The organism is Staphylococcus sp. CoH_129_LAB_1, from assembly GCF_058191515.1.
Map to the genome: position 1 here is coordinate 18,349 of NZ_JBXWKZ010000001.1, position 25,596 is coordinate 43,944.

At 31.8% G+C, this 25,596-nt stretch carries 24 protein-coding genes and 1 pseudogene; 2 read left to right on the forward strand and 23 right to left on the reverse strand.

What is annotated here, in order from left to right; all coding sequences use genetic code 11:
- Positions 1–52: 52 nt before the first annotated feature.
- The 15 genes from rplS to recG all read right to left on the reverse strand — a co-directional run bounded on the left by rplS (position 53) and on the right by recG (position 15,917).
- Entirely contained in the window at positions 53–403 is a 351-nt protein-coding gene (gene rplS, locus AC2FB1_RS00070; RefSeq protein WP_490673252.1) for a 50S ribosomal protein L19, read from the reverse strand.
- Between the two features lie 105 nt (positions 404–508).
- A complete protein-coding gene (trmD, locus tag AC2FB1_RS00075; RefSeq protein WP_490673253.1) occupies positions 509–1,246 on the reverse strand; it encodes a tRNA (guanosine(37)-N1)-methyltransferase TrmD in 738 nt (245 codons plus the stop codon).
- On the reverse strand, positions 1,246–1,746 hold the full coding sequence (gene rimM / locus AC2FB1_RS00080) for a ribosome maturation factor RimM (protein ID WP_490673254.1): 501 nt from the start codon (positions 1,744–1,746) through the stop codon (positions 1,246–1,248). The genes trmD and rimM overlap by 1 nt, the downstream gene beginning before the upstream one ends.
- Positions 1,747–1,885: 139 nt before the next feature.
- Positions 1,886–2,161 carry a 30S ribosomal protein S16 gene (gene rpsP / locus AC2FB1_RS00085; RefSeq protein ID WP_002448807.1) on the reverse strand — a complete coding sequence of 92 codons (276 nt, stop codon included), beginning with the start codon at positions 2,159–2,161 and terminating at the stop codon, positions 1,886–1,888.
- 618 nt (positions 2,162–2,779) lie between these two features.
- Entirely contained in the window at positions 2,780–4,150 is a 1,371-nt protein-coding gene (gene ffh, locus AC2FB1_RS00090; protein WP_490673255.1) for a signal recognition particle protein, read from the reverse strand.
- A gap of 20 nt (positions 4,151–4,170) precedes the next feature.
- Positions 4,171–4,503, reverse strand: a complete 333-nt coding sequence (locus AC2FB1_RS00095) for a putative DNA-binding protein (RefSeq protein WP_490673256.1) — start codon at positions 4,501–4,503, stop codon at positions 4,171–4,173.
- The gene (gene ftsY, locus AC2FB1_RS00100) at positions 4,490–5,719 is read right to left on the reverse strand and encodes a signal recognition particle-docking protein FtsY (protein ID WP_490673257.1); all 1,230 of its coding nucleotides are present in this window, start codon (positions 5,717–5,719) and stop codon (positions 4,490–4,492) included. The genes AC2FB1_RS00095 and ftsY overlap by 14 nt, the downstream gene beginning before the upstream one ends.
- Complete coding sequence (gene smc / locus AC2FB1_RS00105; protein WP_490673258.1) at positions 5,716–9,285, reverse strand: chromosome segregation protein SMC; 3,570 nt, start codon at positions 9,283–9,285, stop codon at positions 5,716–5,718. The genes ftsY and smc overlap by 4 nt, the downstream gene beginning before the upstream one ends.
- Positions 9,286–9,354: 69 nt before the next feature.
- Positions 9,355–10,086, reverse strand: a complete 732-nt coding sequence (rnc, locus tag AC2FB1_RS00110; protein WP_490673259.1) for a ribonuclease III — start codon at positions 10,084–10,086, stop codon at positions 9,355–9,357.
- Positions 10,087–10,167: 81 nt separating this feature from the next.
- Complete coding sequence (locus AC2FB1_RS00115; RefSeq protein WP_001830184.1) at positions 10,168–10,401, reverse strand: acyl carrier protein; 234 nt, start codon at positions 10,399–10,401, stop codon at positions 10,168–10,170.
- A 130-nt stretch (positions 10,402–10,531) separates the two neighbouring features.
- Positions 10,532–11,266 (reverse strand): 3-oxoacyl-[acyl-carrier-protein] reductase, encoded by a 735-nt coding sequence (gene fabG / locus AC2FB1_RS00120; protein WP_490673260.1) that lies wholly within the window; start codon positions 11,264–11,266, stop codon positions 10,532–10,534.
- Complete coding sequence (fabD, locus tag AC2FB1_RS00125; protein WP_490673261.1) at positions 11,259–12,185, reverse strand: ACP S-malonyltransferase; 927 nt, start codon at positions 12,183–12,185, stop codon at positions 11,259–11,261. Before fabD ends, fabG begins: the two co-directional genes overlap by 8 nt.
- A complete protein-coding gene (gene plsX / locus AC2FB1_RS00130) occupies positions 12,178–13,164 on the reverse strand; it encodes a phosphate acyltransferase PlsX (RefSeq protein ID WP_490673262.1) in 987 nt (328 codons plus the stop codon). The genes fabD and plsX overlap by 8 nt, the downstream gene beginning before the upstream one ends.
- Positions 13,157–13,726, reverse strand: a complete 570-nt coding sequence (gene fapR, locus AC2FB1_RS00135) for a transcription factor FapR (RefSeq protein WP_490673263.1) — start codon at positions 13,724–13,726, stop codon at positions 13,157–13,159. Before fapR ends, plsX begins: the two co-directional genes overlap by 8 nt.
- Before the next feature lie 139 nt (positions 13,727–13,865).
- A complete protein-coding gene (gene recG, locus AC2FB1_RS00140; protein ID WP_490673264.1) occupies positions 13,866–15,917 on the reverse strand; it encodes an ATP-dependent DNA helicase RecG in 2,052 nt (683 codons plus the stop codon).
- A gap of 161 nt (positions 15,918–16,078) precedes the next feature.
- Between recG and AC2FB1_RS00145 the strand changes: the two are divergent.
- Positions 16,079–16,646, forward strand: a pseudogene (locus tag AC2FB1_RS00145) (LysE/ArgO family amino acid transporter).
- A 59-nt stretch (positions 16,647–16,705) separates the two neighbouring features.
- Here AC2FB1_RS00145 and fakA read toward each other — a convergent pair.
- Positions 16,706–18,364, reverse strand: a complete 1,659-nt coding sequence (fakA, locus tag AC2FB1_RS00150) for a fatty acid kinase catalytic subunit FakA (protein ID WP_490673265.1) — start codon at positions 18,362–18,364, stop codon at positions 16,706–16,708.
- A gap of 14 nt (positions 18,365–18,378) precedes the next feature.
- Positions 18,379–18,753 carry an Asp23/Gls24 family envelope stress response protein gene (locus AC2FB1_RS00155; protein ID WP_002448841.1) on the reverse strand — a complete coding sequence of 125 codons (375 nt, stop codon included), beginning with the start codon at positions 18,751–18,753 and terminating at the stop codon, positions 18,379–18,381.
- Positions 18,754–19,022: 269 nt separating this feature from the next.
- Between AC2FB1_RS00155 and rpmB the strand changes: the two genes are divergently transcribed.
- Complete coding sequence (gene rpmB, locus AC2FB1_RS00160) at positions 19,023–19,211, forward strand: 50S ribosomal protein L28 (RefSeq protein WP_002448748.1); 189 nt, start codon at positions 19,023–19,025, stop codon at positions 19,209–19,211.
- A 53-nt stretch (positions 19,212–19,264) separates the two neighbouring features.
- Here rpmB and AC2FB1_RS00165 read toward each other — a convergent pair whose 3' ends face one another.
- From AC2FB1_RS00165 to rlmN, 6 genes are all read right to left on the reverse strand, one after another.
- Positions 19,265–19,903, reverse strand: a complete 639-nt coding sequence (locus AC2FB1_RS00165; protein ID WP_490673266.1) for a thiamine diphosphokinase — start codon at positions 19,901–19,903, stop codon at positions 19,265–19,267.
- Between the two features lie 4 nt (positions 19,904–19,907).
- Positions 19,908–20,552: a ribulose-phosphate 3-epimerase gene (gene rpe / locus AC2FB1_RS00170; RefSeq protein ID WP_490673267.1), complete on the reverse strand. Its 645-nt coding sequence runs from the start codon at positions 20,550–20,552 to the stop codon at positions 19,908–19,910.
- Positions 20,552–21,427, reverse strand: a complete 876-nt coding sequence (gene rsgA, locus AC2FB1_RS00175) for a ribosome small subunit-dependent GTPase A (RefSeq protein WP_490673268.1) — start codon at positions 21,425–21,427, stop codon at positions 20,552–20,554. Before rsgA ends, rpe begins: the two co-directional genes overlap by 1 nt.
- 312 nt (positions 21,428–21,739) lie before the next feature.
- Positions 21,740–23,764 (reverse strand): Stk1 family PASTA domain-containing Ser/Thr kinase, encoded by a 2,025-nt coding sequence (gene pknB / locus AC2FB1_RS00180; RefSeq protein WP_490673269.1) that lies wholly within the window; start codon positions 23,762–23,764, stop codon positions 21,740–21,742.
- Entirely contained in the window at positions 23,761–24,504 is a 744-nt protein-coding gene (locus AC2FB1_RS00185) for a Stp1/IreP family PP2C-type Ser/Thr phosphatase (RefSeq protein ID WP_490673270.1), read from the reverse strand. The genes pknB and AC2FB1_RS00185 overlap by 4 nt, the downstream gene beginning before the upstream one ends.
- A gap of 5 nt (positions 24,505–24,509) precedes the next feature.
- Positions 24,510–25,595, reverse strand: coding sequence for a dual-specificity RNA methyltransferase RlmN (gene rlmN / locus AC2FB1_RS00190; protein ID WP_490673271.1), 1,086 nt, complete (start codon positions 25,593–25,595; stop codon positions 24,510–24,512).
- Position 25,596 lies beyond the last annotated feature (1 nt).

Sequence of the window (25,596 nt, forward strand, 5' to 3'; positions counted from 1 at the left end):
TTTAAATGCGTATTAACTTACCCATTTTTTAGTGTGGTTTTCTATATACTGATTAGCGAATTTCTTGAATTCTTGCAGCTTTACCACGTAAACTACGTAAGTAGTATAATTTAGCACGACGTACTTTACCACGACGTTTAACTTCGATTTTTTCGATTTTTGGAGTGTGTAATGGGAATGTACGTTCCACACCTACACCTGAAGAAATTTTACGAACTGTGAAAGTTTCAGAAATTCCTCCACCACGGCGTTTAATTACAACACCTTCGAAAACTTGGACACGTTCACGTGAACCTTCGACGATACGTACGTGTACACGTAAAGTGTCACCAGTACGGAAAGTTGGTAAGTCTGTGCGTAATTGTGATTTGGTAACTGCTTCGATTAACTTATGATTACTCATTATTTATACTCTCCTTCAACCTATGTTCTTGCCTAGACATTCATATAGCAGCGGATCATAGTGATTTTTAGTGTCTTTTCACACTTGATATATAATAGCATACTGCTAGTTGTTTTTCAATTGGTTTTTATAGCTTTCTAAAAATTCTTTGTCTTTATCACTTAATTGGTACTTTTCTAGTAAATCTGGACGTTTATTCAAAGTACGTATTAATTTTTGTTCATGTCGCCATTTTTCTATATTCGCATGATTTCCAGATAATAATACATCAGGTACAATCATATCTTTATATTCTCTTGGACGTGTATACTGAGGGAATTCTAGTAAACCATCAGAGAAAGAGTCATCTTGATGAGACTGTTCATTTCCTAGTACTCCAGGAATTAATCTAACAATAGCATCAGTCATGGTCATAGCCGGTAGTTCTCCGCCAGTCAATACATAATCCCCCATTGAAATTTCATCGGTCACTAAATGTTCTCTAATTCTTTCGTCATATCCTTCATAATGTCCACAAATAAATACAATGTGTTCTGCTTCACTCAATTCTTCAGCGATTGTTTGAGAAAATGGTCTGCCTTGGGGACACATAAGTATGACACGCGTTTTATCAGTACGCTTTAAATCTTTCATCGCATTAAACACGGGTTCTGGTTTTAACACCATTCCTTGACCGCCACCATATGGATAATCATCTACTTGGTTATGTTTATTTTCAGCGTAATCTCTGAAGTTTACAGTATTAACTTCAATAATATTTTTGTCTTGCGCACGCTTTAAAATTGAATGATTTAGTACGCCGTCGAACATTTCTGGAAATAATGTTAGGTAATCTATTTTCATTATTCTAACAATCCTTCCATTGGCGTAATACGAATCGTTTTATTTTCAATATCTACTTCTTTAACGACATCTGCTATATATGGAATAAGATATTCTTTGTCACCTTTCACAACCCATACATCGTTGGCACCTGTTTCAAAAATGTTAATTACTCTTCCAATTGGTGTATCGACATTAAATACCGTACACCCAATAATATCAGAATAGTAATATTCATTTTCATTCAATTCAATATCCTCATGATTACGTTCTTGAAACAAGTAATCACCTTTATATTGTTCGACGTCATTAATATTATTGATGCCTTCAAATTTAAGCATGTAGAATCCTTTATGTATACGATAAGAGGTAATAGTCAATTCTATTTCATTATTATGATGATTCACGATAAGGACTTCTCCAGGTTGAAAACGTGTATCAGTAAAATCGGAATTAGACTTTACTTTTACTTCTCCTTTAATTCCATGCGTATTTACAATTTGCCCTACTTCTACTTGCATCCTTATCCTCCTTACATAGTCGTTTATTTATACATATTAACATGTTTCTTATATATAGTGAGTATTTAAATATAATAAAAGCCTGTGACATACCTTATGCCACAGACCTGTTATTATATGATATTCATATTAATATCAATTATTTTGAACGTTTTTGTTCATCAAATGTTTTTAAAATACCTTGTTTTGATAAGATATTGTGAACAGTATCAGTTGGTTTTGCACCGTCTTTTAACCATTTTAAAGCTAATTCTTCATCAATTTTAACTTCTGGTGCATTAACACTTGCTGGGTTGTAAGTACCGATTTGTTCGATGATACGACCATCACGTGGTGAACGCGCATCAGCTACAACGATACGATAGAATGGATTTCTTTTTGAACCTAAACGAGTTAAGCGAATTTTAACTGCCATGTATAAAACTCTCCTTTAAACTTTTTAATTTTTATTTTCTACAAGAAATAATAATAACAGGAACATCCAACTTTGTAAAGACTTTTTTCTTTACCAAATATAGATTTTTTAAAACTTGCATTGTCATACGTATGCTAATGCATATATATTCCTTTCCTTATTCGTGAAAAGAGTCTGGGACATAAAGTTGCTAGATAAGTGAAAAAAGACAAGTTCTATTGAAATAATATAGAACTTGTCTTTTTTATAAATTTTTGATTATTTTCAACTCGTTGGGTTGCTCGTTTTCTTATATTGAGTGCCATTAGTAGAGTAAGTAGAATCATGTTATATTCTTTATATATAAGGCACCTTGTTAATTTAGTTTAGTGGTTTTTATTAAATTATACGAAAGTCCCTTATTTTTTAAGTATTTCAATGTAAAATTACATATAAACACAAAGTATTTTGCCGAGACTCTTGAGGGAGTAGGACAGGCTGAAACTGTCCCATAAGAAAGCGAGCCAACAATACATAGTATTGTAAATAAAGAAGCCAGTAAATGAATTTATAATACACTCATTTACTGGCTATTTTGCTAGGAATTATGTCCCACAGTCTCTTCATTAATTCTGTTATTTAGAATGGTAAATTCATGCCTTTTAACATATTTTCCATTTGGCTACGTTTACCTTTTTTACCTTTACGACCATTACCCGTAAATTGTTTCATCATTTTTTTCATATCATTAAATTGCTTCATTAAGCGATTAACTTCTTGCAATGAACGACCTGAACCTTTTGCAATGCGTTTCTTTCTTGAAACATTTAAAATTGCCGGATCTTGTCTTTCATTAGGTGTCATTGATTGAATGATAGCTTTAATATGGTCAATTTGTTTATCACTCATATTTAGCTTATCTAGACCCTTCATTTTATTCATTCCTGGGATCATTTTCATAATATCATCCAGTGGTCCTAGATTCTTCACTTGATCCAATTGCTCTAAGAAGTCATCTAATGTGAATGAAGACTCACGCATTTTCTTCTCTAAATCTTTAGCTTTTTCTTGGTCTACATCTTGTTGCGCTTTTTCGATAAGACTTAATACGTCACCCATACCTAGTATACGAGATGCCATACGCTCTGGATGGAATAATTCTAAACCATCCATTTTTTCACTCATACCTACAAATTTGATTGGTTTATGTGTTACTGCACGAATAGATAGTGCAGCACCACCACGAGTATCTCCATCTAATTTAGTTAAAGTCACACCAGAGACATCTAATTGCTCATCGAATGATTGCGCAACATTCACAGCATCTTGTCCTGTCATCGCATCAACCACAAGCATAATTTCATCTGGTTTTGAGATTTCTTTAACATCAGTTAATTCACTCATTAATGCTTCATCAATGTGTAAACGTCCCGCAGTATCGATAATTACAAAGTCCAAATGTTCTTCTTTTGCATATCTTAATGCATTCTCTACAATTTGTTGCGGTTTAACTTGATCACCTTCACTATAAACAGGTACATCAAGTTGTTTACCTACTGTTTGTAACTGATTAATCGCAGCTGGACGATATACATCGGCTGCTACTAACATTGGTTTTTTATTATATTTTTTACGCATTAATAATGCCAATTTACCAGCAGTAGTTGTTTTACCTGCCCCTTGTAAACCAACCATCATTACAACTGTTGGTGGCTTATTAGCCATTTTAATAGATGTATTTTCTCCACCCATTAATTGTGTTAATTCATCTTGTACTATCTTTATAACTTGTTGTCCAGGCGTTAACGACTGCATTACGTCTGACCCCAAAGCACGTTCAGAAACTGTTTTAACAAAGTCTTTAACTACCTTGAAGTTAACATCGGCTTCTAACAATGCTAGTCTAACTTCACGCATCATTGTTTTAATATCCGCTTCTGTTACTTTACCTTTACCACGAATTTTTTGCATCGTAGCTTGTAAACGATCGGATAATCCTTCAAATGCCATATTAACAACCTCCTTATAAATTATTCTAGTTCTTCTAATTCTTGTATTAAATGTTGCAATTTTTTTGTATCATAAATGGATTGTTTCATTTCGTTATAAATCTTTTGACGTTGTTCAAATTTCTCATATAACTTTAATTTATTTTCATAATCTTCTACTAAATCGCCAGTTCTTCTTATATTATCATAAACCGCTTGTCTACTCACTTTAAATGTTTCAGCAATTTCACTTAATGAATAATCCTTTAGATAAAATAATTCAAGATAGTTTTTTTGTTTTTCAGTAAGTAAAGAATGATAAAAATCAAATAGATAATTCATTCTTAACGTTTTAACTAAGTCATTTTTCCCCATTTTGGTATTCCTCATTATTATCTACTAAGTTTTGGACTTCATCAGGGATATTATCATTTTGCTCAATCATATCAGCAAATAATCCATATACATAACTTTCAGGATTAAATGGTTGTAAATCATCTAGTTTTTCACCTAGACCAACGTATTTTACTGGAATATGCAATTCGTTTCTAATAGCAAGGACAATACCACCTTTTGCTGTACCATCTAATTTGGTAAGAACAATACCTGAAACATTGGTTACTTCTTTAAATGACCGCGCTTGTGATAATGCATTTTGACCAGTTGTTGCGTCTAAACATAATAATGCTTCATGTGGCGCATCTGGAACAGCACGACTAATGACACGTTTCATTTTATCTAATTCTTGCATTAAGTTCGATTTATTTTGTAAACGACCTGCTGTATCACAGATTAAAATATCTATACCTTTATTTTTAGCCGCATTAATCGCATCATAAACGACTGCTGCAGGATCAGAACCTTCGTTTTGTCTGATTACCTCTACGCCTACACGATCGCCCCAAACTTGTAATTGCTCAATTGCACCCGCTCTGAAAGTATCACCAGCAGCCAACATAACTTTTTTACCTTCCATTTTATAGCGATGTGCCAATTTACCAATCGTTGTAGTTTTACCTACACCATTAACTCCAACCATTAAAATGATATTTAAACGACCATCTTCGATATTCATTGCTTCTGAATGATCGTCTTCTTGATGATATATTTCTACAATTTTTTCAACAATAACTTCTCTTAAATTTTCAGTTTCCTTGATATTACGACGTTGTGCTTCTGTACGTAATTCTTCAGTTAATTGCATGACAGTATTAAAACCAACATCTGCAGTAATCAGCATTTCTTCTAAAGCTTCGAAGAAATCTTCATCAACGGTTCTATAACGTGCAATCAAGTTATTAAGTTGCTCTTGGAAGTTTTCTCTTGATTTTTCTAAACCTGCTTTAAATTTCGCTCCCATTTTTTGAGCTTCAATTTCTTCAAAATCTTCAATCGAGATTAATCCATCTTCATCGAAGTCAGCTTCACTTAATTTACGTGGTTTTTTCTTTTTAGGAGCAGATTCTTCATTTTCTTGAACAGTCTCTTTTGTTGATGATTGATCTAATTCATCATCTTCTGTCAATTCTTTTTCAATATCTTCAGTCGACTTTGTAGAAAATTTGTCTTTTAGCCGTTTAAAAAAACTCATGCGTTTTCCTCCTTCATAACCTCATCTATTGTATTTAAATTTACACTTACTAATTTTGAAACACCTGACTCTTGCATTGTAACACCATACAAGCGATCCGAGTACTCCATGGTACCTTTTCTATGCGTAATTACGATAAACTGTGTTTTTTCTGATAAATCACTTAAAAATTGTGCATAACGAATAACATTAGCTTCATCCAAAGCGGCTTCTACTTCGTCTAGTATAACAAATGGTGCTGACCTTACCTTTAAGATAGCAAATAGCAATGCAATGGCACTTAATGCGCGTTCACCACCACTTAATAAAGATAAATTTTGCAATTTTTTACCTGGTGGTTGAACAATAATATCTACCCCTGCAGATAAGTAATCATCATCCGTAAGCTCTAATTTAGCATGTCCACCACCAAAAAGTGATTGGAAGACAGTTGTGAAATAATCTTGTACTTCAAGAAAAGTAGCTTTAAAGCGATCTTTTACTTCTTGATCCATTTCATCAATAATTTGTTCTAAGGTTTGTTTTGCTTCTCTTAAATCATTTCTTTGCTCATTTAAAAAAGTATAACGTTCATTTAATTCTTCAAATTGTTCAATTGCATTAATATTAACTGGACCTAATTCTTCAATTGACATCTTAGTTAATTTTACTTTTTTTCTTAATGATTCTATTGGAACATCAGATTGATAAGTTTCTCTCGCACGTTCAAGCGTAAGATGATACATTTCATTTAAATGATTCATTGCATGGTTAATAAGAACATCTAATTTAGATTGTTGGGCCTTAATATCTTGATAAAAACTTTCAATTGATATTAAATCTTGATGGCATTGTTCGAGTTTATACTCATGAATTTCAATATCTTCATTTACAGAGTCTTTTTGTTCTTTTAAAACATCGAGATTTCGTTTTAACTTATCACGTTGAGACGCTTTATCTTGGATATTGGATTGAAGCTGTTGAAATGCTTTTTCGCCCATCATATCATCAGAATTAAATAATTCTATTTTCTCTTTAGTTGCTATGATTTGTTGATTAATATGTGCAAGTTGTTTATCTATTCTTTCCAGTGACATTGTTTGATGACTTATTTTTTCCCTAACAACTGCAACATCAGAGCGTTTTTGATTTAATTGTTTTTCAACTTGCGATACATTTTCTTTACCCTCTTTAGAAAGTTTTGAATATACCTCTATGTCATTTTCTAGTTTTTTTAGTTGCTCTTGAATTTCAGATAAACGCGATTGTTGTTGTTTCAGTGTGTAACGACTTTTTTCATTTTGATAACCATCGTTTTTCTCAAATTCAAATTCTTCATGTTCACTTTTTATATGCGTTTCTTGTTTTTTCAATCGATCTAAAGTCAATGTTTCTTCGTGAGCAGTTGTTTTTAAATGATTATATTGTTGACTTAAATCTACATATTTATTACTTAATGTTTCAACTTCATCCTTTTGCTTTTGCAATCGATGCTCAAACTCTTTTGTTTGCGTCTCGTAATCTTGTAATTGTGATTTCATTGTTACCAATTCATCTTTTTTTGCTAAGATACTTTTTGATTGACGCATTCCGCCACCAGTCATTGATCCTCCTGGATTCACGAGGTCCCCTTCTAAGGTAACAATTCGTGCTTTATATTGAATCGCTCTTGCAAGTTCATTCGCAATTTTAAGATTCTCCACAATAATTGTAGTACCCATCAAGTTATCTATAACAGCTTGATACGTTTGATTAACTTCAACCGCTTCAGATGCAATATTAATAAAACCATCAAAATTTCGAGCTACATTTTGAATATTATGAGGTAAACTTCTTGCTCTAATGACATTTAACGGTAAAAATGTGGCTCTTCCTAAACCTTGTTGTTTTAAAAATTTTATCGCTTGGCGACCATCTTTTTCACTATTTACAATAATATGCTGTAATGAGGCTCCTAACGCTGTTTCAATCGCTTGTGTCAATTTTGAAGGTACTTTGATGACTTCAGCTACTGCATCGTGAATACCACTTAAAGTATGCTCTTTTGCCTTTAATATATGTTTTACTCCATTAAAAAAGTAGGCGTAGTCTTCTGCTTGTGTTTCTAAACTTTCCATACGCACACGCATTTTATCAGTATATCGATAGGCTTGATATAACTTATCTTCATATGTCGCTTCTATGTGTTTCGCTTCAGATAAACGATGTTCAACATCACGTATTTCTCTTTCTGTCACATTCATTTTTTGTGACGTCGTAGTATGTGCTTCTTCTGTTTGATGAATATCACTTTGAATCTGTTTAAGTTGATCAAATACTTCTATTAATCTTGCATCAAGACGTATTTTTTTGTTTTCATTTTCTTGAATTGTACGTTCTAAAAAACGAATATCGTTATTTACTTCTGATTGCTCAGACATTAATTCATAATACTCATTTTTAATAGTTTCTAATTTTTCATCATGTTGTTCATCTGTAAGATTTAGTTTTGATTCTAAATGTCTAATTTCTTTATTAAGTGATTTTTGTTGTTCTTTAAGCTTAGAAACTTGTTCTACAGAATTTTTTCTTTCATTTTGAACATTCTTTAATTCATACTGTAAATTATCTAATTCTTCTTCAAAACGTGCATTCGTTTCTGATTGATTTTTTTTTCGCTCTTCAAGTACATTTAATTTTCCAGTAAATTTTTCATATTCTTCAGTTGTAGTAATTAAATCTATATTAGCGTGTTCGATATCTTTTTCAATTTTTTGGCGTTGTGCTTTTTGTTTTTGTAAATATTGATTAAATTGAGCTTTTTGACCTTCTTTTTCAGCTTGTTGACTTTTCAGATGATTCAATCGTTCATCTAGTCGACGATTATCTTCATCGTATTGATTAATGTCGTGTACGGTCACGACAACATCGCTATGCTTCATCTCTTTTGATAATTGTAAGTATTCTTTAGCAATAGATGCTTCTGCCTTTAAAGGTTCTACACGCCCTTCTAAATCATATAAAATATCCTCTACTCGAGACAGATTATCTTCTGTGTGACCTAGCTTTTGTAAAGATTCAGTTTTTCTTTTTTTATACTTTAAAACACCTGCTGATTCTTCTATAATTTGACGTCGGTCAACAGGTTTAGCGTTTAAAATTTCATCTACTCTACCTTGTGAGATAATGCTAAATGCTTCTTTTCCTAGACCAGAATCTAAAAATAACTCTGTTATATCGCGTAGGCGTGCCCTTTCATTATTTAAATAATATTCACTTTCTCCACTACGATAAAGACGACGTGTTACAACAACATCATCAGCATCAATCTGCAACTCTCTTGTAAAATTATCTAATTTTAATTGTACTTCTGCATAATTTTGTGCCTGACGATGTTCTGCTCCTGAGAAAATAATGTCTTCCATTTTAGAACCACGAAGCGACTTAGCGGATTGTTCTCCTAAAACCCATTTAATAGCATCAGTAATATTACTTTTGCCACTACCATTTGGGCCAACGATTGCTGTCACACCTTTATCAAACTGTACATTCGTTCGATCTGCAAATGACTTAAAACCAATAGTATCTATAGATTTCAAATAAACCATACTCTTCTCCTTAATTCATTCATACTCATTCTTGTTGAAAAGAAGATAATATATGAAATACGTTCATTATTATTTGTTCTCATCTCTTAACATATGATAAGCACTTTCAGCTGCTTTTTGTTCAGACTCTTTTTTTGTTCTACCTTGTCCTTTTGCGATCGCTTTATTTTCTAAAATCAATTCAGATGTAAATAAACGATGGTGTGCTGGACCTTCTTCTTTAATTAAACGATACGTCACATCACCTTTACTTTGACTATGAATATATTCTTGGAATTGTGTTTTAAAATCGACTACACCAATTAATTCATTGTGTTCTACGTACGGAAAAATGACTTTTTGAGCAAATTTCCATACTACTTCTAATCCTTGATCTAAGTATAAAGCCCCAATAAACGCTTCAAAAGCATCTGATACTAATGAAGGCCTTGTTCTACCACCTGTTTTTTCTTCACCTTTTCCAAGTAAAATTAATTGATTTAATTCAATTTTATTTGCAAATATTACAAGTGAAGGTTCACATACTATTGTTGCTCTCATTTTAGTTAAATTTCCTTCAGGTAAATTAGGATATTTATCAAAAAGATAACGTGAAACCGTCAATTCTAATACCGCATCTCCTAAAAATTCTAAACGCTCATTATGAGCTAATCGATCCATATTAAAATCATTAATAAAGCTAGAGTGTGAAAATGCTTGTTGATACACATCTAATTGAGTATAACTAAGGCCAAGCATCTTCATTTTTTTATCAAATTTATATTTAAAGTCATTGAGCATTTCTGATTGTTTCGGATGCATTGTTTATAACCCTCCATTCATGTTATTGATGTCTTATGAAAAAAATCTGAGCCATCTTGACGACGACTCAGATGTAAGTTTTTATTTTTCAAGACTATTGATGTATTTAACTGCGTCACCAACAGTGTTGATTTTTTCAGCTTCTTCATCAGGAATTTCAGTACCAAATTCGTCTTCTAATTCCATTACTAATTCAGCGATATCAAGTGAGTCAGCGCCTAAATCATCTTTGAAAGATGCATCTTCTGTTACTTTATCAGCGTCAACACCTAAACGATCAACGATGATATCTTTTACTTTATCGAAGTTTTCCACGTCGATTCACCTCCTTTAAAATTGTCTATCCATAGACTATTATATTTTCCCATTTTAAGGGCTAAAACACAAGTATTTATTAAAAGGATATAATGACTATTTATCTCTTTAAACACATTGTGTGCATATATTACATATACATGCCACCATTGACTGATAATGTTTGACCTGTAATATATTTCGCACGATCAGATGCTAAAAATGACACCGCATAAGCAATATCTTTATCTTCTCCAAAACGTGATAATGGAATTTGTTCTAACATTTGTGATTTGAGATTATCATTTAATGCATTTGTCATATCTGAGACGATAAATCCAGGTGCGACTGCATTCACAGTGATGCCACGTGAAGCAAGCTCACGTGCGCTTGATTTTGTTAGTCCTTCAATACCAGCTTTTGTTGCAACATAGTTAGCTTGTCCAGGATTACCCATTGCCGCTACAATACTAGATAAATTGATAATAGCTCCACTACGTTGACGTAACATTTGTGGAGTAGCTTTTTGAATACAATTAAATGTACCTTTTAAGTTAGTATTAATAACGTCATCCCATTCTTGCTCTTTCATACGCATCAATAAATTATCTTTCGTAATACCTGCGTTATTTACAAGAACATCTAAAGAACCAAATTGACTGACAACTTCTTTAATCATTGCTTTGACTTCGTCACCTTCAGCAACATTTGCTTGTATTGCAAAACTTTCAACGCCTTTTTCTTTGATTTCTTTAACTACTGCTTCCGCTTTTTCTTTATTACCAGCGTAATTAACTGCTACATTGAATCCATCTTCTGCCAATTGTAATGCAATACTACGTCCAATACCTCTAGAAGCTCCAGTTACTAATGCACTTTTAGTCATTTTCATTCCATCCTTTCACATCTTCTAATGTTTGAATTGATGTAATTTTAACATCTCGATTAATTTTTTTAATTAAACCAGATAATACTTTACCAGGTCCAATTTCAATAAAATGATCCACGCCTTGATCTATTAACCACTCTGTAGATTTAATAAATTGTACTGGTGAATATAGTTGTTTCACCATATTTTGTTTAATAATGTCTGCTTTTGTTTCTCCTTGAGCATTATAGTTTTGTACGATAGGAAATTGCGCATCATTCCAAGTAAATTGATCAATAAACGAAGCAAAATCTTCTTCAATTACTTGCATCATTGAAGAATGGAATGGTCCCGATACCGCTAAAGGAATCACGCGTTTCGCACCTAAAGTTTTTCCTTCTTCAGTTAATTTATCAATCAACGCTTTATGACCAGATACAACAATTTGACCTGGCGCATTAATATTAGCAGGTTCAATTAATTGATCTCCAAATGAAATTTCTTTACAAATTCCATCTACTTCTTCATAACTTAATCCTAAAACAGCAGCCATACTTCCTACACCGTTTGGAAAAGCTTGAGTCATTAATTGACCACGCTTATGTACAATTTTCACTGCATCTTCAAATTTTAGTACTCCAGCAGCTACGAGACTTGAATATTCACCAAGACTATGACCCATTGTATAATCAGCATCTATATGGTTCAATGCTTTTAATAATGCAATACTGTGTGTTAACAATGCAGGTTGAGTGTTCTCGGTTTCTCCTAATTTTTCATCTTTATCCGTAAACATCGTTTCTAACAAATCGAAATCAACAGTTGCTTGTGCTGATTCTAAAATAGAAGTTGCATCTTCATTAACATTATATAAATCTTTAGCCATTCCTACTTTTTGTGCACCTTGTCCAGGAAAAACAATTGCAGTTTTACTCATTTTCACTACCCACCGTTTCTCTCATAATTTTTACTATTTGTTCATCACCAGCAATTTTAGCTTGTCGAATTGCAGAATAAAATGCACGTGCATTTGAACCACCATGTGCTTTTACTACAGTACCATCTAATCCCAAAAGAACAGAACCGCCATATTCTGCATAATCTAATTTTTTGGCAAACTTACTGATGTCTTTTTTCAATATTGCTGCGGCAAGTTTATTTTTTAAATTAGACAGTAGCGTGCCTTTTAACATTTTTCCGATTGATTTAGCAGTACCTTCAATATTTTTTAGAACCATATTTCCAGTATAACCGTCAGTGACTACTACGTCTGTGTCACCTTCCATCAATGTCTTAGCCTCAATATTTCCATTAAATCGGATAGTAGATTCATCTTTTAATAATTGATATGTTTTTTTAGTTAAAGCATTCCCTTTCGCTGGTTCAGTTCCAATATTCAACAATGATATTTTGGGTTGTTGAATACCTCTAATTTTTTGAGCGTAAATATTACCAAGTTGTGCATATTGCAATAAGTGGTCAGGCTTAGCATCTGCATTTGCTCCAACATCTAAAAAGACAAATCCTTTACCATCAATAGTAGGTAATGTTACAACTAGTGCTGGTCTAGCTACCCCCTTAATACGGCCGACGATAAATAGCCCTGCTGACATTAAAGCGCCTGTATTACCCGCAGACACACAACCATCTGCTTCACCAGATTTAACCGCTTCTGCCATACGCACCATTGAGCTATCCTTTTTTCTTTTAATTGCACGTACAGGTTCATCTTCCATCTCAATTTTTTCTGAACAATGTCGAAACTCTATACGTTCATGATTTAACGTATAATGTTTTTCATCACCAAATAGAATAATTTCTAAATCTTTAAAATCATTGATTGCTTTTTCTACAGCTTCTAATACGATTTCTGGTGCATTGTCGCCACCCATCATATCTACAGCAATTTTAACCATGGTTTTCATCCTCACTTATATAAAACATTTTAAATATTCCTGTAAAAACTAGTGTATCTTTTACAAAAGATTCGACTTTTATATCATAATGTTGATTTGTTCTATTGATTACGGTTGCCTCTGCCCTAACATTATCATGCAATTTTACTTTTTCAATAAATTTCAAATTACTTTCTTGAGTTAAAACAGTAGAATTATGTATAAGGGCTACACATAATGAATTAGCTTGAGCAAATAAAATATGCCCCCGCGCAATAAGTGTTTTTTGAAACACATACTCTTCTGTAATTTCTATAATAGATTGAGCAGAATGATTAGGTTTAACCTGAATAAGATCTCCAATCACTTCATTAGCTTCCAATCCTTTAATGTATTCATAATTTTGTTTAGCTACAGATTTAATACGTTTACGTAATTCAGGAATATTAAGATGTGTGCGATCTAGACGGATAGTTTGAATGCTTACGTTGAATAATTCACACAATTCATTATCCGTAATAAAGGGGTTTTCATTAATCGCCTTCTTAATCTCATGACGACGTTCTGTTTTTTTTAACTTCATATTTTTCTCCCCTTTAAATATTTTAGTACCAAGTCTTAATCATTCCTCACATATCATAACACTTTCTATTTATTATCCTCAACAAATAATACATTTTCATTTAATAAATAATTCAATTAATTAAATTTTAGTGTAATGACTAGTCAAAACTCATATTAAGTAAATGATCATTGATAAATGTTCTTAAACGTTCATATTTTTCAGTAAAAAATTCTCCTGATTGAATTAGTTCTGATGCTTCATACCGTGCTACTTCTAACATGCGATAATCTTCTACTATATTAGCAACCATAAAATCTGGTAAACCGCTTTGTTTAACTCCAAAGAAATCACCAGGACCTCTCATTTCTAAGTCGCGTTCACTTAATTCAAAGCCATCTGTAGTTTGTGTCATAATCGTCATTCTTTCTATACCTGTTTCTGTTTTAGGTGATGAAATTAATACACAGTAACTTTGATGTTCACCTCGTCCAACACGACCTCTAAGTTGATGTAATGTGGATAATCCAAATCGATCAGCATCATAAATCATCATAAATGTAGCATTAGGAACATTTACGCCTACTTCAACTACAGTTGTAGATACTAAGATATCAATATCATGATTACTAAAACGAGCCATTACATCATCTTTTTCGTCTGCAGACATTTTCCCATGTAATAATCCTACATGTGTTTTACCATAAAACTCTTGTAATGACTCAAAAAGCTCAACAACATTTTGCACATCTTCTAGATGTTCAGAACTTTCAATTAATGGACAAATCACATAGGCTTGACGTCCGTTTTTTAGTTCACTTGTCATTTGAGCTAACACTTGTTCATATTGTTCATGTTTCGCCCAATGCGTAATAATAGGCTTTCGACCTTTAGGTAATTGCTTAATTGACGATACATCCATTTCTCCAAATACTGAAATAGCTAACGTTCTTGGTATAGGGGTCGCGGTCATAAATAATACGTTAGTCATAGCACCTTTTTCTCTTAGCAATTGACGTTGATTCACACCAAAACGATGTTGTTCATCAGTGATAACTAACCCCACATTTTTAAACTGTACATCGTCTTGAATCAATGCATGCGTACCAATTAAACAATCTATTGTTCCATTCTCTAATTGTTCTAATAATACACGTCTTTTTTTTCCTTTTACCGATCCAGTTAATAAAGCAACATTCATATAATCACCGAAAAGTTCTGTTAAGCTATTCGCGTGTTGTTCAGCCAAAATTTCTGTAGGTACCATCAGTGCAGATTGATATCCAGCAGTTTTGAGTGCATACATACAAATTGCCGCTACAACTGTTTTACCTGAACCAACATCACCTTGTAATAAACGGTGCATGCGTATTGGAGCCTTCAAATCTCTAAATATTTCATTAACGCTCAATTTCTGTGCATCTGTTAATTCAAAAGGTAACGACTGAATAAATGACTTCACTTTATTAATATCATAATTGATTTCGATGGCTTCATCCGAAGATTTTTCTAAGCGATTTAACCATTGCATACGTAGCTCAAACATAAATAATTCAGTAAAAGCATATGTACGTCTCGCTCGCATAAGATCTTGCTTATTTTTAGGTAGATGCAACGTTTTAATAGTATCATCTAATAATTCCAATTTATACTTTTGTCTTAGTTCATCTGTAATCCATTCATGTATAGTCACATCATTAAGGGACTGGTGAATCATATCACGCATCTGTTTTTGTTTAATACCTTCTTTAAGTCGATACACTGGTTCTAATCTTACTTCTTCAGTAGAAGAATGAATGTCATTAAAAATAATACGATTTCCATTGATTTCCTGTTTAGCACGATTCCATTTCCCTTTTATTGTCACTGTTTGATTTAACTCAATTTTCTTTTTTAAATACGGTTGATTGAAGAACACGCATTTAACTGCGATATTATCAATCATTAAATGAACAGTTAATTTTGATTTATTTCGTCCAAAAAAAGCTACAGTGGGTACAGAATAAATTTCTCCTACTACTGTCACAGTCGATTGGTCTTCAGCTAAATTTAAATCTACGACGGTATTATCCTCATAACGTGTTGGTAAATACAACACTAAATCTTCTATTGTATGAATATTTAATTCATGTAGTAAGGCAATTCTCCTTGGTCCAAGACCTTTAATAGATTGAAGCGGATATGGACTTTCAATTAAACTAACTTTCGACATTATTTCTCACCTAATATTTTTAATCTTATTTATATTTTATCACGTTTGTTATAAAAATTTAGTGATACAATCTTACTATAGTTGGTAGACAAATGAACATAACCAAAATCATTTAAATGCACACTATTTACTTTTAACAATACTTCGAAAGAGAGTGTACAATGTTTCAATCTATTTTACATGTTTTTTATTAGCTCTTGGACTTCTTTTACCTTTAGGTGCATAAAATATTTTTGTGTTTAATCAAGGTGCAAATCAAAAACGTTTTATACATACATTACCAGTTATTATTACTGCTGGATTGTGCGACACTTTTTTTATTACTCTTGCAGTATTAGGTGTTTCCTTAATTATTAACTCTTTGCCTACTTTACAGCTTATTATTGATAGCATTGGCCTTCTTTTTTTAATATATATCGCTTGGCTGGCATGAAAAACCTAGTACAGTTAAAACTTATAAGTCTATGAGTGCTTTTATCTATCTCTCTTCTCAATCCACATGCAATAATAGATACTATTATGGTTATTGGTACAAATGCTTCTATGTATCATGGCATAGAGAAAATATCATTTAGTATCGCTACCATTTCAGTATCTTGGATATGGTTTTATTTGCTAGCTATTTTAGGGCACTTATTAGGCTCATTCGATAAAAGTCTTAAACTTATTATTTGGATCAATAAATTCTCAAGTATCATCTTATCTTTTAGTTCTTCTCTTAATATATAAAATAGGGAGTGACAACGACAATTATCTCATCGTTATCACTCCCATTATTAAGCTTCATTTTATTCTACAGCAAATAAATATGGATAAATTGGTTGATCACCTTTATGAACTTCTACTTCAACATCTGGATATTCATTTTCTACCCATTCTTCTAATTGAATTGTCATATCAGATTCTGCATTTTCACCAGTAATAACCGTTAATATTTCACTTTCTTCATTTAACAATGTACTTAATAAGCCAGTAATTGTTTTAAATTCATCTGCATTACTAGTTACAATTTTATTTTCAGACAATCCCATAAATTCATCTTTTTTAATATCTACGCCATCGATTTTAGTGTCTCTAACAGCGAATGTAATTGAACCAGATTTAACTGTTTCTATAGCTGTATTCATATGAGACGCGTTTTCTTCTAACGTAGATGCAACATCATATTGGAAAAGTGCTGCAATACCTTGAGGAATAGATGTAGTTGGAATGACTACTGTGTCAGCTTTAACGAGTTGTGCTGCTTGATCACTAGACATTCTAATATTTTTATTATTTGGTAAGATAATTGCACGCTGGCACTCAGACTGTTCAATCACCTTAACAATATCCTCCGTGGAAGGATTCATTGTTTGCCCACCACTAATAATGTGTGTAGCACCCATTGAAGTGAACAACTCAGAGATACCTTCACCCATTGAAATAGCAATTATTGCTGTTTCAACTGTTTTAGGTTGTTGCGAAGATGTTGCTTGTTGATGACTTTGTTCTTTTCTAATTACTTCACGATGTTGCTCACGCATATTTTCTACTTTTAATTTAATAAGTTCACCATATTGTTGCCCATAATTAAACACCTCACCCGGTGTTTCTGTATGTACATGAACTTTAACTATTTCATCGTCATTAATAACTAGTAACGAATCTCCAAATTTACTCATATCATTTCTGAACGTTTGCTCATTAAATTCTTTTTTATCTTTTCCAAAGCGGACCATCATTTCAGTACAATAACCGTACTTAATGTCTTCCGTATTAATGACCCCATGAAAATCATGTTCTTCATGAACCAAATTTTCTGTATCTAACTTTTGCTTATTAGCTTCAACTTTTTCGCCTTTTAGACCTTTTAAAAAGCCTTCATAGACACATAGTAAACCTTTACCGCCACTATCCACTACGCCTACTTCTTTTAAAACTGCTAATAAATTCGGCGTATTATTTAAAGATTGCTCGGCTTTTTCTATTGTATATTCCATTACTTCGATGCAATCTTCAGTTTCTTCTGCTTTAGTCATAGCCGCATTTGCTGCATCTTTAGCAACAGTCAAAATAGTTCCTTCTACCGGTTTCATGACTGCTTTATAAGCTGTATCTACACCTGCTTGAAAACTACTAGCAAATTGTTTAACATTGATTTCTTTTTCATCTTCAATATTTTTGCAAAATCCTCTAAATAATTGAGATAAAATAACGCCAGAATTACCACGTGCTCCCATTAAAAGTCCTTTAGAAAAAGTTTTACCTAATTCGCCAATACTTTGTGATAAATTATTTTCAACTTCTTCGCGACCTGAGGTAATTGTTAAATTCATATTTGTCCCTGTATCACCATCAGGTACCGGATATACATTAAGGGAATCAACTAAATCTGCATTATTAGATAAATTGTGTGCCCCTTGTATAATCATATCGGCAAATAATTTACCATTAATTTTGCTAATCATCGTGCTTTGTCCTCCTATACCTTCTTGCCCTTGTTATTAAGTCTTACGCCTTGTACAAAAATATTAATAGAATTTACTTTAATATTAAGTGAACTTTCAAGTGTATATTTTACTGATGACTGTACATTGTTAGCTACTTCAGAGATTTTCACACCATAGCTTACAATGATGTACATATCTATATCAATCACACCATTATCTTCTTTAACAACAATGCCTTTAGCATAATTCTCATGTCCTAATATTTCAGCAATACCGTCTCTTACTTGTTGTCTAGATGCCATGCCTACAATGCCATAACTTTCTACAGCTTTACTTCCTACAACAGAAGCAATGACCTCATTTGAGATATCAATTTTGCCATAGTCATTTAAGATTTCTAATGTCATACTCATTATCCTCCTGAATTATGGTTAAAATCATATTTAAAAAATGATGTATACATATATGATAAAGATAACTATTCATAAATAAGCCAATCTATATAAAAATATATTATAATAACTCCACAATAGCTAATTATACCATAGATTTACATTTTCAAAACAAATTATCATAAATTACATATGATTTTATTGCTTTAAATATTAATATATGGTATCTTATTTAAGTATATAAGTAGTTTGGTGTATTTATATTTATTAAAGGAGGTACTTTGATGGGTAAACAATGTTACGTAACAGGTCGTAAAGCTACGACTGGTAATAATCGTTCACACGCTTTAAATGCGAACAAACGCAGATTTAACGCTAACCTTCAAAAAGTTAGAATTTTAGTTGACGGTAAACCTAAAAAAGTTTGGGTTTCTGCTCGTGCTTTAAAATCTGGTAAAGTTACTAGAGTTTAATAAATATAATGCACTAAAAATGCCTTCATATGTGGTGAAGGCATTTTTTATTACTATAAATCTCTGCTTCTCATTTGCAATACTTGACCTTTTTCAACTTCGATCATCGCTTTCGGTCGATTAACTTCATTTGAAATTGTCAGTGTAGAGCCTATTTCTAAATGCTGATGATTTAAATTATATTTAAACCCAGATAAAGATAATATAACTTCTCCATTTACTGGAATGAATGAAACATATTTATATTCATCAGATGGATGAAGTTGGTGTGTACCAGTATCAAGCAGTACGATTTCATTTTGCTTATCTATCACTCTTATTAAAATTTCTTTTTTTATATAACGTGGTTTTAGAAGTATTTGTAGAGTTCCCATAAAATGATCTAATCTTCCACCCGTTGCCCCATAGATATTTATTTCTGTATATCCTTTTTGAATAGCTTGTTCTACTCCTAATGCTAAATCAGTATCATTTTTTTCTGCTTTAACTGGATGAATATTTAATGTCTTTTTCAAAATCTCTCTTTCTTCATCATTAACCGAATCAAAGTCGCCTACTGAAAAAATGGGTACAATATTTTGTTCAGAAAGAATTAACGTACCTCGATCTATTCCACCCCAAGATTCTGTTGATAATTGTGAAAAAATATAGGATGGTAAATGACGATTCCCACATAGTAAATTAATTTTCATTATCTCAACCTCTCAATGTTTTAGTCACTGTTTTATAATCATCTTGTTTAAAAAAGTAAGAACCAGTAACAAAAATGTTTGCCCCATGTTTTGCACAAATATCTATCGTTTTATCATTTATACCACCATCTACTTCAATATCAAAATTTAAATTAAAAGATGACTTCAAATCATTTAACAGCTTAATTTTTGAAGCACACATATCTATAAACGTTTGCCCGCCAAATCCAGGATTAACTGTCATTACTAGAACATAATCCACCATAGAAAGAACAGGTACAAGCATGTCTACAGATGTTCCAGGATTAATCACTACACCTGCTTTTTTATCTAGACTTTTTATATGTTGAATGGCACGATGAATATGAGAGGTTGACTCAATATGAACTGAAATCATATCTGCTCCATGTTTAGCGAATGTCTCAATATAGTTTTCAGGATTTTTAATCATTAAATGAACATCAATTGGCAATTGTGTGGTTGATCTTACAGCATCTAATATGGGTAATCCTATTGATATATTTGGTACAAACTGACCATCCATAACATCAAAATGTAAACCGTCAACGTTTGCTTCTTCTAATAACTGTATTTCATGTTTTAAATTTAAAAAATCAACTGATAATAAAGAAGGGAATATTTGTCTCATTAATATCTAACCTTTCTATTCGAAATTTCATTAAATAATTGTATATAGTGTTCATAGCGAAAATGTGCTAAATTATCTTCTTCTAACTGATGCTTCACGTTACATTTAGGCTCTTTAATATGATTACAATTTCTAAATTTACAATTATTTCCGAAATCATTAATTTCTTTAAAGTAATACTTTAAATCATCTTTTTCAATATGATCGAAATCAAGTGCACTAAAACCAGGCGTATCTGCTATAAAACCACTTTCTCTTTCAAATAACTCTACATGTCTCGTCGTATGTTTCCCTCGATTAAGTGACTTTGAAATATCATTTGTTTCAAGATTTAGCTCTGGTTTAAACGTATTGATGAATGTTGATTTTCCAACACCTGATTGTCCACTCAGCACAATTAAACCATTGAGCCAACTATTTACAATATCAGCTTTATCAGTTTCTTTACCTACAAATTGAACAGAATATCCTATTTCCTTATATGTATTTAATATTGTTTCAATATGCTTGATTTCTGTTTCACTAGCAATATCTTTTTTAGTGACTAATATACTGGGAGATAAGTTATAAGAATGCGCTATCACTAAAAATCTGTCTAACAATTGTGTTGAAAACTCAGGTTCAACAGCACTCATTACAATAATCAGACCATCAATATTACTTACTGGAGGACGCTTTAATGCATTGTGGCGCTCATGCACATGGTGAATGTAACCTTCGTTTTCATTTTGAATGTCAAAATCAACGATATCTCCTACTACAGGAGAAAACTTTTTCTTTCTAAAAAGACCACGAGGTTTAGTATTATATTTTTTTCCACCAACATCTACTTGATATACTCCACTAATTAGTTTAACAATACGTCCTGTTTCCAAATTAACACCTCAAATTATGTTTTTATGTTTAAATTATTATAGCAAACATAGAATTAATAATATATAAATATATTCCATACTGTCATAATAATGATAATAAAAAGTAAGATATAAAATGTTTTTAAGAAGTCATATTTGTTTACATAATAAAATTATAGTTAATTTTTAAAAAAGACAATTTCTATATTATTTCAATAGAAATTGTCTTTTTTAATTGACATAATGTATGTCGTAATATAAATGTTAACGTATCGACAGTAGACGACGAATGGTTTATGAATACTATTTCTCTCTTTTTCTAAAGTTTTAACTTTATTCGTAGTCAATATCTTTATCTGCTATAACATTGTCATCAACTTCAATCGTATATCCAGCAGAATTACCTTCTTCAATTTTTAGTGGAATAGTAATGATTTTATCTTTGTGAATATTGTATGTTTGACTTACCTGTGTACCACTATTATTTTTATCTCTAATATAAACTTTTACATTTTGGCTTTCATCATCTTCTCCTGTATAAGGAATATGATAAGTTTCCGTATAATTCTTTACACTTGTCATATGGTTATCTTTCTTATCATCTGAAGAATCTGAGCCATCTTTCGAATCTTTTTTTTTATCTTTACCCTTAGAAACCATAAGTTCTACTGTACTTCCTTCGTTGACTTCAGTTTGTTTTGGTGATTGTGAAATAATGATATCCTTATCTTTATTATCGCTATTAGTCATCTTTACTTGTACTTTTAGCCCTAGTGACTCTAATTCCTTTTTAGCAGTTTGATAAGTCTTATTTTCATAATCTTTGACGTAAACTTTTTTTATACCTAGTGATTCAGTCAGTACAATATGATGATCGTTAATTTTCACTGATTCATTAGGATTAATACTTTGTCTAAAAATAACTCCTTTTGGCATTTGACTGTTATATTCTTGATTAATCGTTACATGATTTAATTTATGATTTTTAAGCTTATTAATAGCATCTTCTCTTTTTGATCCTATCACATTAGGCATATTTACCTTTTCTGGGCCTTTTGATAACACAATATCTACTTTTTCTTGTTGGTTAACACGTTCTCCTGCTTTAGGATTGGATTTTATAATTTTATTTTCAGGATAATCATCATTATATTCTCTAGATATATGTCCTATTTCTAAATGCGAAGATTTTAATACTTTTTCTGCTTCATTTTCAGTTTTACCTGTTAAATCAGGCATTTCCGCATATTTATTTCCTAGCATTCCCCAAGCGATAAATCCAATCAAACTTAGTAATAATAGCGCTAAAATAAAAATAATAGCAAACTTTTTCTTTTTAGAACGTTTTTTACGTTTAGGTGTGTAAACATTACTTTCACTTGCTTGTAATTTATGCTGATTAATAATAGGAATTTGCATCGTTTGCGCTATATCTTTTTTATGATTTTCTTTTTCAAGTCTGTCTTTTATTTCTTTTTTATCAATAGGTACTGTTTGTGTTGTATCACTTATGCGAGTATGTTTTTCTTCATTTAATCTACTTGTAACAAGCACACTACTCAAATCATTATACATTTCTTCTATCGTTTGATAACGATCTTTAGGATCTTTTTCAGTCGCCTTAAGTACCACATTACTTAAAGATTGTGGAATATCTGGATGAGTATCAGTGATGTTAGGGACCGTTTCTTGAATATGTTTAATAGCAATACTTACAGCTGTCTCCCCACTAAAAGGTGGTTCACCTACTAACATTTCGTACATCACTACACCTATTGAGTAGATGTCGGTTGTTTCATTCGTCTTTTCACCTTTAGCTTGTTCGGGAGATAAATATTGAACCGTCCCTAGCACATGATTAGTTTGAGTCATTGATGTCTCACTTAACGCTTTTGCGATGCCAAAATCAAAAATTTTTAAAACTTTATCTTTATTAATTAACACATTTTGAGGTTTAATATCTCTATGTATAATACGTTGGTCATGGGCTTGTTTTACCCCATTTAAAATTTGCTTAATAAAATCAATAGCAGTTTCTATATTTAATGGACCATGGCTATGTATATACTCAGATAGTGTTGGTCCATCAATATATTCCATAATAAGATAAAAATTATCATCATCTTCTTCAACATCATAAACTTCTACAATATTTTCATGAACAATTTGTGTAGCACTATTTACCTCTCTATAAAAACGTTTCATAGTTTCATCTTTTTCATTTTGTGGAATAGAGATTGCTTTAATAGCAACTTTACGTTCAAGTATAGTGTCTTCAGCAAGATACACAATACTCATTCCTCCACCACCAAGTTTATCTAGGAGTTGATAGCGATCATTAATTAGCTTACCATTCATACTTTATTACCCTCAATTTCAGCTAATAGTACACTCACATTATCTTTAGACTGATGATTTAAGGCAGCTTGTATTAGTGCTTCTCCAAGTTCATTTAATGATGTAGATTGATTTATTAACATTTTTATTTCATGATTTCTTACATAATCTGACAGTCCATCAGAATTAAGTAATAAATAATTATAGTAACTGATGCGCTTTGTAAAAATATCAGGACTTACTCGGCGATCAGTACCCATTACTTTAGTAATTATATTACGTTGTGGATGATGAAAAGCTTCTTCTTCAGTAATTTGTCCTGTCATAACTAAATGGTTAACAAATGAATGATCATGTGTAATCTGTTCAATTTCTCTTGAGTTAATTACATATGCTCTAGAATCACCAATATTTGCTACTACAATTTTATTATCAAATATGAGGACACATACACACGTTGTGCCCATACCACGATATGCTTCATTAGTTGTTGCATATTCAAATAATTCGATATTAATATCTTTTAATGTTTTTCGTAACCATAATTCAGCTTGTTCTAATTCAATAAAATTTTCTCTTTCAAAATATTCTTGTAGTTTGTGAGTTACAAATTGACTTGCAACTTCACCTGCTTTATGACCACCCATTCCATCACACAGCACTAACAATTGTTGATGTGTTTGGTTATAAAATATACCTCCCGCGTCTTCGTTCTTTTCTCGATATTGTCCAGTATCAGTGAAAAACTGTGCGTTAAGCATAATGATTACCTCGTTTCTACTTGTCGTTCCTTAGCTCTTAATTGTCCACATGCTGCATCTATGTCTGAGCCTTGTTCTCTTCTAATTGTTGCATTGATGCCTAATCGTTTCAATTCTTTTTCAAATTTAAAAATATCATCTTTCGGCGTTTTAACATAATTACGTTCTGGGACGTGGTTTACTGGTATAAGGTTCACGTGACAATTTAAATCTTTAATTAGATGTGCTAAATCTCTTGCATGTTCAAGTTGATCATTTACGCCTCCAAATAATCCATATTCGAATGTAATTCGGCGATTCGTTTTTTCTTGATAATATTTAATTGCTTCCATTAATTTTTCGACATTATATGCTCTATTAATTGGCATTAATTTTGAACGAATTTCATCTTTAGCGGCATGTAAACTGACTGCAAAATTAATTTGAATTTGTTCATCAGCAAAGTCATAAATACGTGGGATAATTCCTGACGTTGATACTGTAATATGTCGCGCCCCAATGTTTAAACTATTATCATCATTGACTATTTTTAAAAAGTCCATCATTTCATCATAATTTTCGAAGGGTTCACCAATTCCCATAATAACAATTTGTGATACACGTTCATTAGTAGCATCAAGTGCTTTTTGAACTGTGAGTACTTGAGATACAATCTCGCCAGCTTCTAAGTTACGCTTTAAGCCACCTAAAGTTGAAGCACAAAATGTACAACCGATTCGACAACCAACTTGAGTCGTCACACATACAGAGTTACCATAACCATGTCTCATTAATACCGTTTCGATTGTATAACCATCTTGTAATTCAAATAAAAACTTAATTGTTCCATCTTTACTTTCTTGTTTAACTACAGTAGTTAAGGTTGTCATAACAAAATGATCTTTTAATAATTGTCTTAAATCTTTAGATAAATTAGTCATCTCATCAATAGTGTTCACACGTTTTTGATATAACCATTCAAAAATTTGCTTAGCCCTAAATTTTTGTTGTCCATGCTCAATTAACCAATTTTGCATTTCATCATATCTTAATGAATATATCGATTGTTTTTCAAAATTTGGTAAGAATTTATTTTTTTCAGCAGTTATCATC

Coding starts and splice junctions, on each gene's coding strand:
- rplS (WP_490673252.1), bottom strand. CDS start 403: ATGAGTAATCATAAGTTAATCGAAGCAGTTACCAAATCACAATTACGC.
- trmD (WP_490673253.1), bottom strand. CDS start 1,246: ATGAAAATAGATTACCTAACATTATTTCCAGAAATGTTCGACGGCGTA.
- rimM (WP_490673254.1), bottom strand. CDS start 1,746: ATGCAAGTAGAAGTAGGGCAAATTGTAAATACGCATGGAATTAAAGGA.
- rpsP (WP_002448807.1), bottom strand. CDS start 2,161: ATGGCAGTTAAAATTCGCTTAACTCGTTTAGGTTCAAAAAGAAATCCA.
- ffh (WP_490673255.1), bottom strand. CDS start 4,150: ATGGCATTTGAAGGATTATCCGATCGTTTACAAGCTACGATGCAAAAA.
- AC2FB1_RS00095 (WP_490673256.1), bottom strand. CDS start 4,503: ATGGGGAAAAATGACTTAGTTAAAACGTTAAGAATGAATTATCTATTT.
- ftsY (WP_490673257.1), bottom strand. CDS start 5,719: ATGAGTTTTTTTAAACGGCTAAAAGACAAATTTTCTACAAAGTCGACT.
- smc (WP_490673258.1), bottom strand. CDS start 9,285: ATGGTTTATTTGAAATCTATAGATACTATTGGTTTTAAGTCATTTGCA.
- rnc (WP_490673259.1), bottom strand. CDS start 10,086: ATGCATCCGAAACAATCAGAAATGCTCAATGACTTTAAATATAAATTT.
- fabG (WP_490673260.1), bottom strand. CDS start 11,266: ATGACTAAAAGTGCATTAGTAACTGGAGCTTCTAGAGGTATTGGACGT.
- fabD (WP_490673261.1), bottom strand. CDS start 12,185: ATGAGTAAAACTGCAATTGTTTTTCCTGGACAAGGTGCACAAAAAGTA.
- plsX (WP_490673262.1), bottom strand. CDS start 13,164: ATGGTTAAAATTGCTGTAGATATGATGGGTGGCGACAATGCACCAGAA.
- fapR (WP_490673263.1), bottom strand. CDS start 13,726: ATGAAGTTAAAAAAAACAGAACGTCGTCATGAGATTAAGAAGGCGATT.
- recG (WP_490673264.1), bottom strand. CDS start 15,917: ATGTCGAAAGTTAGTTTAATTGAAAGTCCATATCCGCTTCAATCTATT.
- fakA (WP_490673265.1), bottom strand. CDS start 18,364: ATGATTAGCAAAATTAATGGTAAATTATTTGCCGATATGATTATACAA.
- AC2FB1_RS00155 (WP_002448841.1), bottom strand. CDS start 18,753: ATGACATTAGAAATCTTAAATGACTATGGCAAAATTGATATCTCAAAT.
- rpmB (WP_002448748.1), top strand. CDS start 19,023: ATGGGTAAACAATGTTACGTAACAGGTCGTAAAGCTACGACTGGTAAT.
- AC2FB1_RS00165 (WP_490673266.1), bottom strand. CDS start 19,903: ATGAAAATTAATTTACTATGTGGGAATCGTCATTTACCATCCTATATT.
- rpe (WP_490673267.1), bottom strand. CDS start 20,552: ATGAGACAAATATTCCCTTCTTTATTATCAGTTGATTTTTTAAATTTA.
- pknB (WP_490673269.1), bottom strand. CDS start 23,764: ATGAATGGTAAGCTAATTAATGATCGCTATCAACTCCTAGATAAACTT.
- AC2FB1_RS00185 (WP_490673270.1), bottom strand. CDS start 24,504: ATGCTTAACGCACAGTTTTTCACTGATACTGGACAATATCGAGAAAAG.
- rlmN (WP_490673271.1), bottom strand. CDS start 25,595: ATGATAACTGCTGAAAAAAATAAATTCTTACCAAATTTTGAAAAACAA.